The 16,041-nt window shown below is 71.4% G+C and carries 8 protein-coding genes and 1 pseudogene; 3 read left to right on the plus strand and 6 right to left on the minus strand.

All coding sequences use genetic code 11. From position 1 onward, the window contains the following. Positions 1–389 (minus strand): annotated as a pseudogene (locus ABZY45_RS26935) (glycoside hydrolase family 16 protein); the annotation flags it as partial. A gap of 3 nt (positions 390–392) precedes the next feature. Between ABZY45_RS26935 and ABZY45_RS26940 the strand changes: the two are divergent. Together ABZY45_RS26940 and ABZY45_RS26945 are read left to right on the plus strand one after the other, a co-directional pair. Further along, on the plus strand, positions 393–926 hold the full coding sequence (locus ABZY45_RS26940; protein WP_356743821.1) for a DUF4232 domain-containing protein: 534 nt from the start codon (positions 393–395) through the stop codon (positions 924–926). A 5-nt stretch (positions 927–931) separates the two neighbouring features. After that, positions 932–1,615 (plus strand): DNA polymerase ligase N-terminal domain-containing protein, encoded by a 684-nt coding sequence (locus tag ABZY45_RS26945; RefSeq protein ID WP_356744173.1) that lies wholly within the window; start codon positions 932–934, stop codon positions 1,613–1,615. A 4-nt stretch (positions 1,616–1,619) separates the two neighbouring features. On the opposite strand, the gene ABZY45_RS26950 is transcribed toward ABZY45_RS26945, so the two are convergent. The 3 genes from ABZY45_RS26950 to ABZY45_RS26960 form a co-directional block, all read right to left on the minus strand. Continuing rightward, positions 1,620–6,167 (minus strand): HEAT repeat domain-containing protein, encoded by a 4,548-nt coding sequence (locus tag ABZY45_RS26950; protein ID WP_356743823.1) that lies wholly within the window; start codon positions 6,165–6,167, stop codon positions 1,620–1,622. 208 nt (positions 6,168–6,375) lie between these two features. Beyond that, a complete protein-coding gene (locus ABZY45_RS26955) occupies positions 6,376–7,071 on the minus strand; it encodes a class F sortase (protein WP_356744175.1) in 696 nt (231 codons plus the stop codon). A 117-nt stretch (positions 7,072–7,188) separates the two neighbouring features. After that, positions 7,189–7,920, minus strand: a complete 732-nt coding sequence (locus tag ABZY45_RS26960) for a hypothetical protein (protein WP_356743825.1) — start codon at positions 7,918–7,920, stop codon at positions 7,189–7,191. 865 nt (positions 7,921–8,785) lie between these two features. On the opposite strand from ABZY45_RS26960, the gene ABZY45_RS26965 reads away from it, so the two are divergent. Beyond that, positions 8,786–10,966: a discoidin domain-containing protein gene (locus ABZY45_RS26965; protein WP_356743827.1), complete on the plus strand. Its 2,181-nt coding sequence runs from the start codon at positions 8,786–8,788 to the stop codon at positions 10,964–10,966. Between the two features lie 74 nt (positions 10,967–11,040). Here the strand turns inward: ABZY45_RS26965 and ABZY45_RS26970 are convergent, their stop codons facing one another. Together ABZY45_RS26970 and ABZY45_RS26975 are read right to left on the minus strand one after the other, a co-directional pair. Beyond that, positions 11,041–12,672, minus strand: a complete 1,632-nt coding sequence (locus tag ABZY45_RS26970; RefSeq protein WP_356743829.1) for an FAD-dependent monooxygenase — start codon at positions 12,670–12,672, stop codon at positions 11,041–11,043. 118 nt (positions 12,673–12,790) lie between these two features. After that, positions 12,791–15,511 carry a cellulose binding domain-containing protein gene (locus ABZY45_RS26975; RefSeq protein WP_356743831.1) on the minus strand — a complete coding sequence of 907 codons (2,721 nt, stop codon included), beginning with the start codon at positions 15,509–15,511 and terminating at the stop codon, positions 12,791–12,793. Between the last annotated feature and the right edge of the window lie 530 nt (positions 15,512–16,041).

A 16,041-nucleotide genomic window follows, 5' to 3' on the forward strand; every position in this document is an offset into this window, starting at 1 on the left:
TTCATCCGGCTCTCGACATGCCCGTACGTCGAGGTGAACCGGCCCGAGGTGTTCAGACGCGAGGACGTGTACTCACACCTGCCGTACCAGCACTGGTAGTTGCCCGGATTCTCCTTACGCGCGGTGATGACCAGATTGCCCTGGCCGTCGAGCGCGGCGTTGTCGGTACCCGCCGTGTAGTACTGCCGCTCGTGGTTGCTGACGTTGTCACCGGTCTCCGTCAGCCACTTGCCGCCGTCGACGCCGGAGCCCGCAGGCCCGTCGAACTCGTCGGCGAACGCCACGGCCTGCGCGTTCCTGGGAGCGGTTGAGGACGGAGAGTGCGTACAGCGTGGCGCGACGCCGCTCGGAAGGGCGGTGCGTCGCGCGGTGGGGGGATGGCAGGACAACTCATGCGCATCCGTATCGAAGTCGCCGCTCCCCTCGCCCTCGCCATGGCCGTCGCTCTGGCTGCGCCGGCCGGCGCAGCCCCCGTCTCCTCCGCCGGGGCCGTCGCCCCCACTCCCCCGAAATGCCTGGAGAACGTCCTGAAGGTCTCCGCCGGCCCTTCCGGACAGCCGGAGACCCTGCGGATCAGCGTCACCAACCGCGGTCGGCACTCCTGCGTGGTCGATCGTGTGCCCACGGTGGTCTTCGGTGATCTGGACGGCCCGGCCCTGCCGGTACCCGACACGGAGAGCGGCCTCTACCGGGTACCCGCCGGAGGTTCCGTGTACGCCGCGGTGCGCACCCTGGACCCTGCGGCCACGGAGTTGCGGGTGGTGGACCGGCTGACGGTCGCCGGGGACCCCGCTCACCGGGGCCGGACGTTCGGCGCCGCCTCGCTCGGGACGCCGGACGGGATCCGCGTCTGGGAGCCGGTCACCACCCGGTGGCACCGCTCGGGCGCTGCCGCCGACGCCGCGCTCGAACGGTATGCGGGCTGAGCGGCCTGCGCGCGTGCCGCCGCCATGCGACCTGCCCTCGGCGGCGGCACAGTGGAGACAGGGACTGTGCGGGCCCGCGTGGCCTCGGCCCGGCAAGGGCGCACCGTCCGACCGCACCGGCGGAAGGATCAGTCGTGGACAGTGAGAGCACACGGCGTTTCGTGGTGCAGATCCACGACGCCCGGCGTATGCATTTCGACTTCCGGCTCGAGGTCGACGGCGTCCTGAAGTCCTGGGCGGTGCCACGGGGGCCCTCGGACAACCCACGTGACAAGCGGCTCGCCGTGCCGACGGATGACCACGCCTTGGAGTACCGCGAGTTCGAGGGTGTCATCCCGCAGGACGAACAGGGCAGCGGCACCGTGATCGTCTGGGACCAGGGCACCTACCGCCCCACCAGTCACGACCTCACGGGCGCCCCCGTTCCGTTCGCCGAGTCGCTGGCGGACGGACATGCCACGTTCTGGCTCGACGGGGCCAAACTGCACGGCGAATTCGCGCTCACCCGTTTTCGCATCGACGACGATGACGGCGTCCAGGGCCCCGAGGCCTGGCTGCTGATCAAGGCCGACGACCGGCAGGCCGTCCACGACCGGCCGGGCACCCCCGATCCGTACCACGCGCGTTCCGCCCGCACCGGGCGCACACTGCACCAGGTCGCTCTGGCCGAACGGGAGGGCGCCGGCTGAGGACTCACGGGAACGGCCCGTCGGCGGCTCCGGTGAGCCGGTCCAGGATTTCGGTGTAGCGGGAGCGCTTGTCGGGCCTGGCCTGGCCCACGGCGTGCCGCAGAGCGGGGACCGCGGGTCCCCCCATCAGCAGCAGCCCCTCGGCGGCCTCGCGGCGGACCGCAGGATGCCGGTGTGCGAGCAGGGCGACCAGCGAGGGGACGACGGGTTCCCAGGCGGCGCGGCAGAGCGTCCTGATCGCCATGCGGCTGATGTCCGGCTGCGGGTCGTCCAGCAGGACGGCGGTGTGGAGCAGATGGGCCGGCCGGTCCAGCATGGCGCGCGAGGTCCGGTGGGCGTGCAGCCTGACCTTGGGCCTGGGGTGGGCCAGCAGTTCTCCGAGCACCTCCCTGAGTGCGGGATCCCGGTCCGGGGCTCGCCCGATGTGCTCCTCCGCCAGCCGGGAGAGGGCCCGGCGGATCTGCTCCGGGCCCCCCGTCCGGGCGAGGCGGAGAAGTTCGGCCCGCCCGGGCCGGTGGGCCGCGCCTGCTGTGACAGCCGTGGCAGCCGTGGCAGCCGTCCGGGGAACGTCGTCCGGGGTCGTCCGGTCCGCAATGGAGCCCGGCCCCTCTTCCAGGAGGAGCGTCTCGGCGAGGTCCTCGCGTCCTTCCGCCCGGAGCCGGTCCCGGATGCGCGTCAGGTCCGGGGAAGCAAGCAGCGGCAGGCCGGCCAGCAGGTCCAGGAAGCCCCAGGCACCCGCCTCCAGCCGGGGCCGGAGGTGATCTGCCAGCACTTCGGCGGGCGCCGCGCGCAGGGCGTGGGCGGTCTCGGACCTCAGGTCCGCAGGCCCGTGTTCCCACCGGTCGAGCAGCAGCGGGATCAGCGGCACGAGGTCCCAGGACCCGAGTTGCCCGGCCAGCCGGACCAGCCGGTCGGGCATGATCTCCTCCCCGGCCAGCTCGGCCGGATCGACCGTAACCAGTGTCCGGGCCAGGCGGGCTCCCGGCGGCAGGGAGACGCGCCCCCGGAGATACGCACTGAGGACCGCGCGGGCGGGCTCCGGCTCCGGCCAGTCCAGGAGCTGACGCGCGGCTTCCGCTCTCCTTACGGCATCGGGCGCGTCCAGCAGGGCCAGCAGCCGGGCGCGCAGGGCGGCGGAGCGCGGTCGGCCGTGGTCGCCGTCGTGTACGACTTCCGAAGCCGGGCACGCTGTCTCGGCGAGCGTCCACGGGGGCACGCCGAGCGGCTGAAGGTCCGTCATCCAGTCGAGCAGGAGGGCTCGCACGCCCTCGTCGACGGCTTCGGGCCAGGAAGCCATGAGGGCGGCGAGCCGCTGCCGCGAACCCGGCGGCGACGGGTTGTCCCCGTGCCGGAACTCCTCCAGCGCTCGTCGCGTGCGGAGGGCCGCGCGCAGCCCCGCGCGCCAGGCCTCGGCGTCGGGCGTGGAGGGGACCGGTGTGCCGAACGCCTCGCGCAGGACGGCCGTCCCGGCTTCCCGGCCGTCGGCGTCGAGCCGGGCCGCGGCCAGGGCCCTGTCGAGATCGGCTCTGCCCAGCACCGCGTCACAGGCACGGAGCAGGCGCAGCACCGGAACGTGCTGCGGGGGTGACAGGGCACGTACCGCATCAGCGATCGCCATGCGCTCCGCACCGGGCAGACCGGACGCCACCGCCTGGAGCACGGCGAGAAGACGGGGCAGATGCTCCGGCTCGCCTGCGAGCCCCTCGACCAGGACCTGGGTGGAATCCGAGAGGTGCGCCAGCTCCCCGGCCGACCACTCGCCGGGGCACATCCGCAGCACGAGGCCCAGGATCCCGCGCCGTGCGGGCTCCGGCGCGGCCCTGGCCAGGCGCAGCCAGTCGGCCAGCATGGGCCGCAGTTTCCACAGCAGGGCGTCCGGCAGGCCGTCCGCACGCTCCGCCATGCGCAGGGCGATCGAGGCGTTCCAGCCGCGGGCGACGAGCGCGTGGGCACAGGATTCCGCGTCGGAGGAGGCGGCGGACACCGTGATGCCATGCCCGGCCGACAGCTCGGCGAGATCGGAGACGGCGCCCGCGCCGAGACGGATCCGGCCGTCCGCGAGCAGGGCGAGCAGGTCGGACACCACCGAGGAGTCCTGGTCGGCGAGGGCGAGGACCGTGCGGGAGGCGAGGATGCCGTCGAGGCCCTGGAGCAGCAGCGTCCGCTCGCGGGGGTCCGTGGAGCGCTCGGCGGTGGCGAGCACCGTGGACGTGCAGGCGTCGCCCAGCACCGCCCGGAGTGCCGCGACAAGGCCGGTGCGCAGCCCGGGGTTTCCGGTGCGGCCGAGCGCCCGCAAAAGGCCGGGTACCGCCGCCGGTGTCCCGGCGCCCACCAGGGCCGCGGCGGCCGTCTTCCTGATGTTCATGGTGGGGTGGGAGAGCAGAGGAGTGATCGCCGGACACGCCCAGCGGGCCTCGGCCCGTCCGAGGGCCAGCAACGCCTGCCGCACGGTCTGGATGTCGTCGGCGCGGGTCAGCGCGATGAGCGTGGCCGACAGCGCCTGCGCGTCCTCGCCCTCCGCGCCCACGGCCAGGAGCGCGATCGCCTGCTTGCGTACGTGCGGGTCGTTGTGGCGCAGCAGCCGGTGCACGCGGGGGCGGGTCCGTGCGGACGGTGCCCGCCGGAGGACTTCCAGCAGGACGGACTGCTGAGGCGCCGACAGGCCCGGGCCGTCCAGCAGGTCCAGCACGGTCCCCGCCAGCAGCGCGTCACCTGCCTCCTCGGGGTCCTGGGCACCGAGCAGGCAGGAGGGCCGGATGCTGCGCCGCTCGTACAGCCGGCCGCCGAGGGCGCGCACGGCGTCCACGATCTCCTGGGGTACGACGGGTTCCTCGGCCCGGCCCGCTTGCGGCTCCGTCTCCACCGTCTCCCAGGACGCCGCCAGTTCCCGTACGACCCGCAGCAGCAGTCCGGCGATGGCGGGCAGGGTGGCTGTGCTGCCGTGGCCCGCGAGCGCGCAGAGCGCGGTGACCGGATCAGCGGGCGCCGGGCCTGCGGTCAGTACGGCCGGCTCCCGCTCGTCCGGGGCTCCCAGCCCGGCGGCGACGGCCGGGGGCAGAGCGGTGGGATCGAGGCGGGCCAGGATGTGGCGCCGAAGATCCGGGTCGGTGTCGAGCTGCCACAGCAGTTCGAGCGCCCGGTGGCGTACGGGGCGCAGGAACGGGGCGACGCCGCGCCCGTCGGTGTCCGGGCCGAGCGCGTCTTTCAGGGTGGTGACCGTGCGGGGTCCGCCGATGGCTTCGAGCGTGTCGAGAGCCGCCGCGGGGGCTTTCGGAAGGAGGGCGAGCACGGCCTCCTCCGCTTCCTCGTGGCGGAGTTCACGGATGGCTTCGAGGAACGGCGTGGGTATGCGCGCGGAGGGCAGCAGCCGGGTGACGGCCGCCCCGATGGGCAGGTCTCCCGTCCCCTGCCCGGCCAGGGCGACGAGCAGATCGAGCCGCCGCGGCCAGTCCGGCTCGTCCGCGGGGGCGTCGACGAGCAGGTCCAGCATCGGACGGCGGCAGGTGTAGAGGACGGTCGCGACCGTCCGGGGGTCGATCGAGTGATCGGCCAGTGCCAGGCCTACGAGGGCGGGTACGTGGGCCGCCGTGGGGAAGTGCCCTCGCCGGTGGAGACCTCGCAGACAGCTGACGGCTGGTGCGCCGAGCAGCAGCGGATCCTGGGCTGCGATGTCCAGGAGCGTGCCGATGTCGCCGCGCTCCGCCAGATCACCGAGGAGTTCCATGGCCAGCTGCCGCACCCTCGGGGGCATTTCGGGGTCGGCGGCCGTCCGTGGCAGCAGTGCGCCGTGGCCGTGCCGGGCCGCGGCCAGGAGGGCCGGAGCCGCCGTCGGTTCCGCGAGGGCTGGGCCCAGGAACCGGGCGAAGCCTGCCGCGGGCAGGGGGTCGGAGGCCGCCCAGGGTTCGGCCAGTTCCTCCAGAACGGCGGCGGTGACGACCGGGGCCGCGGGCTCGGCGGCGAGCAGTCCCGCCAATTGGGCCCTCGCTGGACCCGGCGCCAGCAGACCCGCGCGCAGGCCCTGGCGCATCAGCCGCACCGCCTCGGCCCGCAGGGCGGGGGCGCTCGCACCCACGAGTTCGGCCACGAGCAGGTCCGGGCGAAGGGCGTCCTCGGCATCGATCCCGCGCACGGCCTGGTACAGGGGCTCTTCCGGCTGCTCGGTCCGCAGCGCCGAGGGGTCGGTGAGGAGTTCGGCACGGAGCCAGGCGACGCGTACGCGTTCCTCCTGCGTGGCCGTGCGCCAGGCGGGCAGCCGTCGGTCCGGGAGGTGGATCCCGAGCCGGCCGTACAGCGCGGCCAGGAGCAGCGACTCGTCCGGCGACTCCGGCACGTCCCGAGGGAGCAGCCGCGCCAGTTCGGCTGCCTCCCCGGCCCCCCAGGGCCCGGCCACCCGTTCGGACAGCAGGGTGAGCCCCCGGTAGCGCGTACGGGCGTCCGTGTGTCCGATCAGAGCCTTGAGCCCGGTGGCCGGACTGTGGTCCGCCGCCCCGTCGTGCCCCGGGCCGCCGGTGTGTCGCTGCTGGGTCCGCGCGGCGGCGGGGGTCGTGGTCACCGTCGGATGGTAGAGGGGTGCGAAAGCGCTCAGCCAGCCGATAAACCGGCACCGTCAGCGGCCCGGCGGGGCCGCGCCCAGGACACGGGCGGCCGGGTGAGCACGGCCGAGGACTCAGCGACCGCGTGCTCCGGAACCGGACGGCCCGGAGCACGCGGTCGCTTCGCTCCCACCCGCGCGTCAGGGGCGGGCGCCGAGGGCACCTCGGTCAGGGGGTCTTCGCGGAGGCCAGGTGGGCGAAGACCACGACGTTGTCCTCGTAGTCCTTCTTCTTCTTGTCGTACACACCGCCGCAGGTGATCAGGCGCAGCTGGGCGGTGCCCTTGTCGGCGTACACGCGATCGTTCGGGAAGTCGGCCTTGCTGAACGTCTCGACCGAGTCGACCTCGAACGTGGCGACGACGCCGTCCTCACGGGTGATGTCCACCGTGTTGCCCGCCTTGAGGGTGCTGAGCAGCAGGAACACGGCGGGACCGGTCTTGGTGTCGACGTGTCCCGCGACCACCGAGGTGCCGCGTTCACCGGGCGTGGCACCGTTCTTGAACCAGCCCGCCAGGTTCGCGTCGTTCGCGGGTGGCGCGTCCAGCTGGCCGGAGGGGCCGATCGCCAGGGGTGTGAAGGGGGCGTCGACCGCGATCGACTTGATCGAGATGCGCTTCGGATAGGACGGGGGCAGTGCGGGCGGAGCGGTGGACGCGGATGCCGACGCCGAGGGGGTGGGAGCGGCAGGAGCGGACGCCGCGGGGAGGGAGACCACGGAAGGGGCCGGCGGGACCCCGGCCGACGCGTCGAAGGAGTTGTAGACGAGGAGGAATCCCAGCCCCACCGCCACGAAGGGCCACAGCAGGGAACGGCCGATGGCCGGGGAGGCGGAGTCTGGTTCGGACGGCTGCGGGGCGGCCATGCTCATGCTGCCTTTCGTGTGCGTGGGGCGAGAGCTGTACGGGAAAAACCCGCGCGGCCACCGCCCTGGGAAGGACGGCGGCCACGACACGATTCACTCAGCGGTACGGAACGCCGGTCAGGCGGCCGCGGCACCCGAGGCGTTGCGGCGGCGCAGCTTGTACGCGGCGGCACCGAGCCCACCGAGCATCAGGACCGAACCTGCGGCCAGGCCGCCGCCGGAGAGCGCCATCGCGCCACCGCCGGTGTGGACACCACCCTCGGGCTTCTCGTGCTTCCAGGTCTTCTCGCCGTCCGTGCCGCTGCCGGAGCCGGACTCCTTGTCCTTCTGCCAGTCGTCGGCCGAGACACCGGCGAGCGCACCGCCACCGGTGTGGACACCGCCCTCGGGCTTCTCGTGCTTCCACGAGTCCGGCTTCTCACGGTCGTCGTTGCTGCCGGAGCCGGACTCCTTGTCCTCTTCCTTGTCCTTCTGCCAGTCGTCGGCCGACACACCGGCGAGCGCACCGCCACCGGTGTGCACGCCGCCCTCGGGCTTCTCGTGCTTCCACGAGTCCGGCTTCTCACGGTCGTCGTTGCTGCCGGAGCCGGGCTCCTTGTCCTCTTCCTTGTCCTTCTGCCAGTCGTCGGCCGACACACCGGCGAGCGCACCGCCACCGGTGTGCACGCCGCCCTCCGGCTTCTCGTGCTTCCACGAGTCCGGCTTCTCACGGTCGTCGTTGCTGCTGGCGGAGGAGCCGCTGTCCTTGTCCCAGCCGTCCGCCGAGGTCACGGCGTATGCGGCGGGGACGGAGACCGCGAGGACCGCCGTGACGGCGGCCGATGCGAACAGGGTGCGGGCAGAGCGCATGGGTACACGATCCTTTCGCCACGCCCGCGCTGACCGACTGGTTGTCGGCTCATCGGATCACGGGTGCGACGTGATCCACCGTCAGCCGAAATCCGCAGGCCCACCACTCGGGAGGCCCGCATTCGAGGGACGGCGTGAGCCCATCGTGTGACTGGGAGCCAGATGTCACCCGTTGGACGGCACGCCACGCCGAGAGGAGGTTTGGGCGTTGACGATCATGGGTGTAAGGACGCCGGGCGATCCCGTACGAGAACGACGACCGGTGATTCGAGCTCGTCCGGTCCGTGCCGCCGCTCACCAACGGCGACGGGGCCCCGCTCGATGTCAGCGAGTTCGGCGAGGAGGACGAGCGCCCCACGACGACTCCGCCGACAGCGGTGGCCTGCGCCCCGGTGCTCGTGGGCCATGGCCGACCCCATGCGGCTGCGGAGGGCTCACCACCACCACACCGTGCGGGGAGCGCGAGGTACGCGCGTCCACCAGCCGTGACGGCGTCCGATGGTTCCGGGACGGCACCTGGACGCTGCCCGTGCGCGGGGCGCCGGAGATCGTCCTGGTCTCCCACAACAGGTCGGACGCGGCGGCGGACTTCGCCTGCGTACGGACGTATGCCACCCGGTGAACCCATCCGCCAACGCATGAACCCGGACACCGCCGATCTCACACTGCGTCACCGATGAGGACGATCGAGAGCGGTCTCCCCTGGAGCGCAAGTTTCAGTTCTTGTCGGCAACAGGCTCCGAGACACCCGTTGTTGCACATCTCTTGACGCGTTCGTAACAAGGGTGGAGTATCTCGCACAGCCAGAGAGAGCGCTCTCCGGCTGTGCGCGTCGTGTACCCGCCCCGCGACTCAGGAGACCCCCATGCATGCACCTCCGAACCTCCACAGACCCCTTGTCACGGGGACCGGCAGACGCAGCGGTGTGCTGGCCGTCATCGCCGGACTCGTCCTCTCCCTCCTGACCTTCCTCCCGCAGTCCACCGCGCATGCCGCGGCCACGCTGCTCTCCCAAGGGAAGACGGTCACCGCCTCCAGCCAGGAGAACGGCGGAACCCCCGCCGCGGCCGCGGTGGACGGCAACACCGGCACCCGCTGGTCGAGCGCCTTCGCCGATCCGCAGTGGATCAAGGTCGACCTCGGATCCGCCGCCTCGGTGAGCCAGATCGTGCTGCGATGGGAGGCGGCCTACTCCACCGCCTACCGGATCGAGTTCTCCTCGGACAACAGCAGTTGGAGCACCGCTTACTCCACCACCACCGGCCCCGGCGGCACCGAGACGCTCAACGTGTCCGGCACCGCCCGCTACGTCCGGCTCACCGGCACCGCGCGGGCCACCGGATACGGGCACTCCCTCTGGGAGTTCCAGGTGTTCGGCACGACCGGCGGGGGCGACCCGCAGATCCCCGGCGGCGGTGACCTCGGGCCCAACGTGCTGGTCTTCGACCCCTCGACCCCGAACATCCAGGCCAAGGTCGACGAGATCTTCAAGAAGCAGGAATCCGCGCAGTTCGGCACCGACCGCTACGCCCTGATGTTCAAGCCCGGTACCTACAACAACATCAACGCCCAGATCGGCTTCTACACCTCCATCGCGGGCCTCGGCCTCAAGCCCGACGACACCACCTTCAACGGAGACGTCACCGTCGACGCCGGCTGGTTCAACGGCAACGCCACCCAGAACTTCTGGCGCTCCGCCGAAAACCTCGCCCTCAACCCCGTCAACGGCACCAACCGCTGGGCCGTCTCCCAGGCAGCCCCCTTCCGCCGCATGCACGTCAAGGGCGGCCTCAACCTCGCCCCCAACGGCTACGGCTGGGCCAGCGGCGGCTACATCGCCGACAGCAAGATCGACGGCCAGGTCGCCCCCTACTCCCAGCAGCAGTGGTACACCCGCGACAGCTCCATCGGCAGCTGGGGCAACGGCGTCTGGAACATGACCTTCTCCGGCGTCGAGGGCGCACCCGCCCAGAGCTTCCCCGAACCCCCCTACACCACCCTGGACACCACCCCCGTCTCCCGCGAGAAGCCCTTCCTCTACCTGGACGGAAACAGCTACAAGGTCTTCGTCCCCGCCAAGCGCACCAACGCACGCGGCGTCTCCTGGAACGGCACCCCCCAGGGCGAGTCCATCCCGCTGAGCCAGTTCTACGTCGTCAAGCCCGGCGCCACCGCCCAGACCATCAACGCGGCCGTCCGGCAGGGCCTGCACCTGCTGTTCACCCCGGGCGTCTACCACGTGAACGAACCCATCGAGATCAACCGCGCGAACACCGTCGCCCTCGGCCTCGGCCTCGCCACGATCATCCCCGACAACGGCGTCACCGCGATCAAGGTCGGCGACGTCGACGGCGTCAAGCTCGCCGGACTCCTCGTGGACGCCGGACCGGTCAACTCCTCCGTACTCGTCCAGGTGGGCCCCGCCGGAGCATCGGCCGACCACTCGGCCAACCCGACCAGCCTCCAGGACGTGTTCGTCCGCGTCGGCGGCGCCGGAGCCGGCAAGGCCACCACCGGCATGGTCGTCAACAGCGACGACACGATCATCGACCACACCTGGCTCTGGCGCGCCGACCACGGCGAAGGAGTCGGCTGGGAGACCAACCGCTCCGACTACGGCCTCACCGTCAACGGTGACGACGTACTGGCCACCGGACTGTTCGTCGAGCACTTCAACAAGTACGACGTCCAGTGGAACGGCGAGAACGGCAGGACGATCTTCTTCCAGAACGAGAAGGCCTACGACGCGCCGAACCAGGCCGCCATCCAGAACGGCGACATCAAGGGCTACGCCGCCTACAAGGTCGCCGACTCGGTCACCACGCACGAGGGCTGGGGCATGGGCAGCTACTGCTACTTCAACGTCGACCCCACCATCCGCCAGCAACACGGCTTCCAGGCCCCGGTCAAGCCCGGCGTGAAGTTCCACGACCTGCTCGTCGTCTCACTCGGCGGCCAAGGACAGTACGAACACGTCATCAACAACACCGGATCCCCCACATCCGGCACGTCGACCGTTCCGTCCCAGGTGGTCTCCTTTCCCTGAGCCGGGATGAGGTGAGCGCAGTCCGCCCACCGCACGGCGGGGGCCCGGCATCCACTGCCGGGCCCCACGTCGTTTCACGTCGCGAAGAGCTTCCCCAGATGAGCGGAGATGCCGGGGCCGTCCACCTCGGTGGTGCGCAGTCCGAGATGACCGTCCGGCCGCACCAGGAGCGCTTCGCCGTCCCGCGCGCCGTACAGCCGGCGGAATTCGCCGAGGCTGTCGCGCACCGCGGGTATGTGCAGCGTGGGCGTCCGGACGTCGGGGGCGAGGACCGCGCAGGCGTTCAGAAGGCCGTACGCGGCCTGGGCGGATGCCGCCGCCACCTCGTCGAACCCCGCGGTCCGGTCCTCGTGCTCGGCGTAGAGCAGCAGGGTGTGTTCGCGTTCCCGCAGCAGGGTGAACAGCCGCACGGGGAAGGCCGCGAGGGCGTAGAGCAGTCCTCCGCAGTCGGGAGCACGGTCACCCGGGGCGGGGCCGTCGTGCGGAGCGCCGTCCGGGCCCACGATCGGGCTGCCCCGGTAGCCGACCAGGAGCTGGGCCTCGCGGAGCATGATCGTCACGGGGTCGTCCGGGTCGGAGGCGATACCGCTCCGCGCGTGCCGGAGCGTGCGCGCGACCACTTCCGCGCCGACCGGGTGGCGTTCGGCGCTGTAACTCTCCAGCAGCTCCGCTCCCGCCCGGCCCCGCACGGCGGTGGCGAGCTTCCACGCCAGGTTGAAGGCGTCCTGGACCCCGGTGTTCATCCCCTGCGCCCCGGTGGGCGGGTGGATGTGCGCGGCGTCCCCCGCCACGAAGACCCGCCCTCGGCCGTAACGGTCGACGATGCGGTGGCTGATCCGGAAGACCGAGGACCAGCGCAGCGAGGAGGCGGTGGTGGGGCGGGGTGAGAGCCTGTCGAGCACCGCCTGGATGTGCTCGAGCCCGGGCTGGGGTCCCTGTTCACCGGTGAGCCCGTGCGCCACCCCATCGGGTTCCGCGCGCCCCTCACTCCCGGCGCGGGAGAGTTCGGGCGGAGTCGGCATCGACATCCGGTAGCGATGGTCACCGGGCAGGGGGATGCACACCAGCATGTCGTCGGTGTGCCCGTCGACGACGTGCGAGGCTCGGACGCCGTAGCCGGCCGGCAGGTCCCAGTCGACCTCGACGTCTCCCAGCATGTACTCCTCGGGGAGTGCCCCGCCGTCGAAGGTCAGGCCGAGGCCTTTGCGTACGGCGCTGTGGGCTCCGTCGCAGCCCACGAGGTAGCGGGCCGTCAGTTCCTCCGTGCCGCCCGACGGCAGGCGGAGGACCGCCCTGACCTCGCCGGTGTCCTGCTCGAACGAGAGGAGTTCGGTGTCCCGTTCGACTCGCCCTCCCCAGCGGCGCAGCAGGTCCTCCAGGAGCCGCTCGGTCTCGTACTGCGGGAGGGAGGCGAAGCCGTAGGGCACCTCGGGAGGCAGTTCCAGATCGATCCGAGGGCCTTCCTCGCCGTTGACGTAGAGCAACTGCCCCTTCAGCGGGACCGCTGTCTCCACGGCCTCGCGGGCCATGCCCATCCGGTCCCAGATCTCCAGCGTCCGGGGCTGGACGCCCACGGCCTTGGCGTACGGCAGCCTCGCCGGGAGCCGGTCGACGACTCTGCACGACACACCACGCCGGCACAGTTCGGACGCGGCTGTCAGACCGACCGGGCCCGCCCCTGCCACCAGCACATCGACGTCGACCACGGGTACCTCCCAGGCGGTGTGCGTTCACTCCAATGCAGCACGCCCGGGGTGCTCTGTCCATTCGGCGGCACATGGCGCCGGTGCGGGGCCCTCTCCCCCCGCACCGGCGCGCCGGGCGTCAGCCCACGGTGCAGGCCTCACCTCCGAGCGTGAACCCGGCCGGTTCGCTGTTGCCGCCCGTCCAGGTGCCGGTGAAGCCGAAGCCGACCGACGATCCCGGAGCCACCGTGCCGTTCCAGCCGACGTTGGTCGCGGTCACCTTCGCTCCCGCCTGCTGGTGGGAGGCGTTCCACATCTGGGTGACCTTCTGGTCTCCCGGGAAGGTCCAGCCCAGCTTCCACCCGCTGTAGGCCGAGTCCCCGGTGTTGGTGACCGTCACGTCGGCCTGGAAGCCGCCGGACCACTGGTTGGTGACGGTGTAGGTGACCGCGCAGGCGGCGTCTCCGGGAGGATCCGTGGGGTCGGGGGTGGGTGTGGGAGTGGGGGTGGGTTCCGGGTCCGTGCCTCCGCCGCCGGAGTCCGAGGACTCGCCCACCTGGATCCCGCGCCCGTTCGTGGAGACGTAGACGCGGCCGTAGACCCGCGGGTCCCCGGTGATCGCCGCTCCGGTCCAGGCCCACTGATGCGCGTCGTCGTTGATCCGCGTCCAGTGCGCGCCGGCGTCGGTCGACCGGAAGATGCCCCGCACCCCGCCGATCTTCGCGCTGACGAAGACGGTCTGGTACGACGCCCCGGACGCGGCCTTGCCGAAGCCGACGCTGTCGGCCTGCTCCACGTTCGAGAACTTGGTGAAGCTCGCGCCGGAGTCGGTGGAACGCCACAGTCCGTACGAGCCGGTGGACGCGCCGCCCGCGAGCCAGATGTCACCCTCGGTGCCGGGCAGGGCCTTGAAGCGGACGTTCCCTTCGGCCGGGAGGCCTGTCGCCTTCGCGGTGAAGGAGGCGCCGCCGTCGGTCGAGACGTAGAAGGTGCCGGCCTTGAATCCGTAGAACTTCTTGGGGTTCTTCCGGTCGGACTCGACCGTCGCGCCTGCCGGGATGCCGGTCGACGCCGTCCAGGAGCTCCCGTATCCCGTGGTGCGGTGGACTGCCGCTCCATCCGGGCTCCAGACGAACCCGCTGCCGTCCGCCGCGGCCGCCACCGTGCCGCCCCCGGTGACCCCGGAGGGCTCGGAGCCCTGGAACCAGTTGGCGCCGTTGTCGGTGGAGAAGCCGATGTGCGGGGCGGCGTCGGCGTTGCCCACCCGGACGACCGTGCCGGGCGAGGCCTCCGCGAAGTCCAGACTGGTGGTCGTGTCCAGGTTCGGCGAGGTGAACATCATGGCGGGCACGGCGTCGAGGTCCGTGTGCCGGAAGCCTCCGATGTCACCGAGCGCGCTGAGCAGCGGAGCCCCCGAGGGCGGGCTCGCCAGGTCGTTGACGGCCGTCTCCTCCAGGCCCTTCACCATGGGCGTGATCTTGAACTGCCCGCCGGAGTCCCATGCGGTGAGGTTCTCGGTGCCGAAGACCGTCGCGCCCGTGCCGTACATCATGCGGTTCGAGTCGAAGGGGTCGATCTCCAGCGACTCGGTCATCCAGCCCAGTTTGGGGGCGGTCTCGGGCGGTGCCGGATTGGCACCCCAGCTGAGCCACGGAACGGAGGAGACGTCCTGCGTGTAGCGGTTCTGCCGGCTCGGGTAACTGCTGTAGTCCCAGGCCTTGGTCCAGGTCGCGCCACTGTCCGTGGACCGGAAGATCTGGGTGTCCGGCCACCATGCGCTGTAGGCGGTGGCCATCAGGGTCCCGGGCTTCTGCCGGTCGACGGAGAGCCCGCTGAAACCGAAGTAGGTGTCGGCCTCGGCCACGGGGCTGACGTCCTTCCACGCGCCGGACGCCGTGTCGTAGCGCCAGACCTGCCCCTTGGCCCCGTCGTACGGGCCTCCCGTGTCGCTCAGGGTCAGGTAGAGATGTCCGGTCGCGGAGTCGAGTACGCCCTTGTGCGCGAGGTAGCCGGTCGGCTGTCCGGCGATGCGCGACCAGGTGCCGCCGCCGTCCGTGGAACGGTAGACCGTGTTCTCCTTGTCGGCGACGCCGACGTAGATGTCCTGGGTCGCGCTGCCCGCGCTGCCGGAACGCTCGTCGAAGGTGACCCACACGATGCCCTGGTTGTCGTTGCCGTATCCGCTGGTGTCGGACGGATCCTGCGCGTAGTCACCGGGGTTGGGGAAGGCGGTCACCTCCGACCACGTGACCCCCGAGTCGGTGGAGCGCCACAGGCCGTTGCCGCTGGGGGCGCCCAGATAGAGCACGGAGTTCTTGTTCGGGTCGACCGCGAGCCGCTCTCCCATCCCCCGGCCCGGCATGTTGCCGCCGAGCTTGAAGGGCAGGGTGGCTGCCTTCCAGGAGGCGCCGCGGTCGGAGGAGCGCAGCACCGCTCCGTTCGTCGGGTCCCAGCTGTTGGTGTACGTCCCCACCGCCGCGTACACGTTGTCGGGATCGGCGGTGTCCGACGCGAGGCTCACCACGCCCGACCAGCCCCAACGGTCCCAGTCCACCCAGTCCAGCAGGGGCGTCCACTGCTTGCCCGACTGGTCCCATCGGTAGGCCCCGCCGATGTCGGTCCGCGCGTAGGCGAGGTTCTTCTCGGAGCGGTTGAAGACGATGCCGGGCACGAATCCGCCACCGTCGATCCGCGCGTTCTTCCAGCTGTAGGTGTCCGCCGCGATCGACACATCCGATGCTTCGGTAGCGGAGGGCCCTTCGTCGGAGCGTGCCACGGCCGGGCTGCCGGTGATCGACAACCCGGCGGTCAAGGCGAGTGCCGCCAGTAGGGCGGCGATGGGTCTGGCGCTCAAGCGCACGGAAACGTCCTCTCCGAGCTGGTCCGCCGCACAGCGGCGGTACGGGACTGACAGAGATGGGAGCGCTCCCATAGAGCATCCCGATGGTAGCGCCGCCTATCGCCCGAGAGAAGGGTGGTGCACGCGTTTCATCCGATGAATCAGGCGCGCACTCCCACGCACCCCATACACCGCACCTGCGCCGCCCCCACACACTCCACGCGACCGGAGGAACCGACACACATTCCCCACAGGCCCGGAGAAACGAAGACGCAGCACACACGGAGGACGTGGAATTACTCCACGAATACGCCGCCGGAGCCGGATTCAGCCCACACAGAAAATAGAGCCATACTCACCTTCACGCCCTCGTGAATACCGATACTTTCCGGGCGGCACCCGTGCACCCATTCACCACCGCGGGGAATTGCGCGACCGGACCGATCGAAGAACCTGCACACGGCATGCGCACACCGGTCACGCCCACCTGCACGAAATGCCAGGTCCGGGCGGTTCCGAACGGCGTACCCCAAGGTGCCGCACCATGGTTC

The organism is Streptomyces sp. NPDC006516 (assembly GCF_040611875.1).
In the GTDB taxonomy this organism is placed as follows: Bacteria; Actinomycetota; Actinomycetes; order Streptomycetales; family Streptomycetaceae; genus Streptomyces.

Coding starts and splice junctions, on each gene's coding strand:
- ABZY45_RS26940 (WP_356743821.1), top strand. CDS start 393: ATGCGCATCCGTATCGAAGTCGCCGCTCCCCTCGCCCTCGCCATGGCC.
- ABZY45_RS26955 (WP_356744175.1), bottom strand. CDS start 7,071: ATGGCCGCCCCGCAGCCGTCCGAACCAGACTCCGCCTCCCCGGCCATC.
- ABZY45_RS26960 (WP_356743825.1), bottom strand. CDS start 7,920: ATGCGCTCTGCCCGCACCCTGTTCGCATCGGCCGCCGTCACGGCGGTC.
- ABZY45_RS26965 (WP_356743827.1), top strand. CDS start 8,786: ATGCATGCACCTCCGAACCTCCACAGACCCCTTGTCACGGGGACCGGC.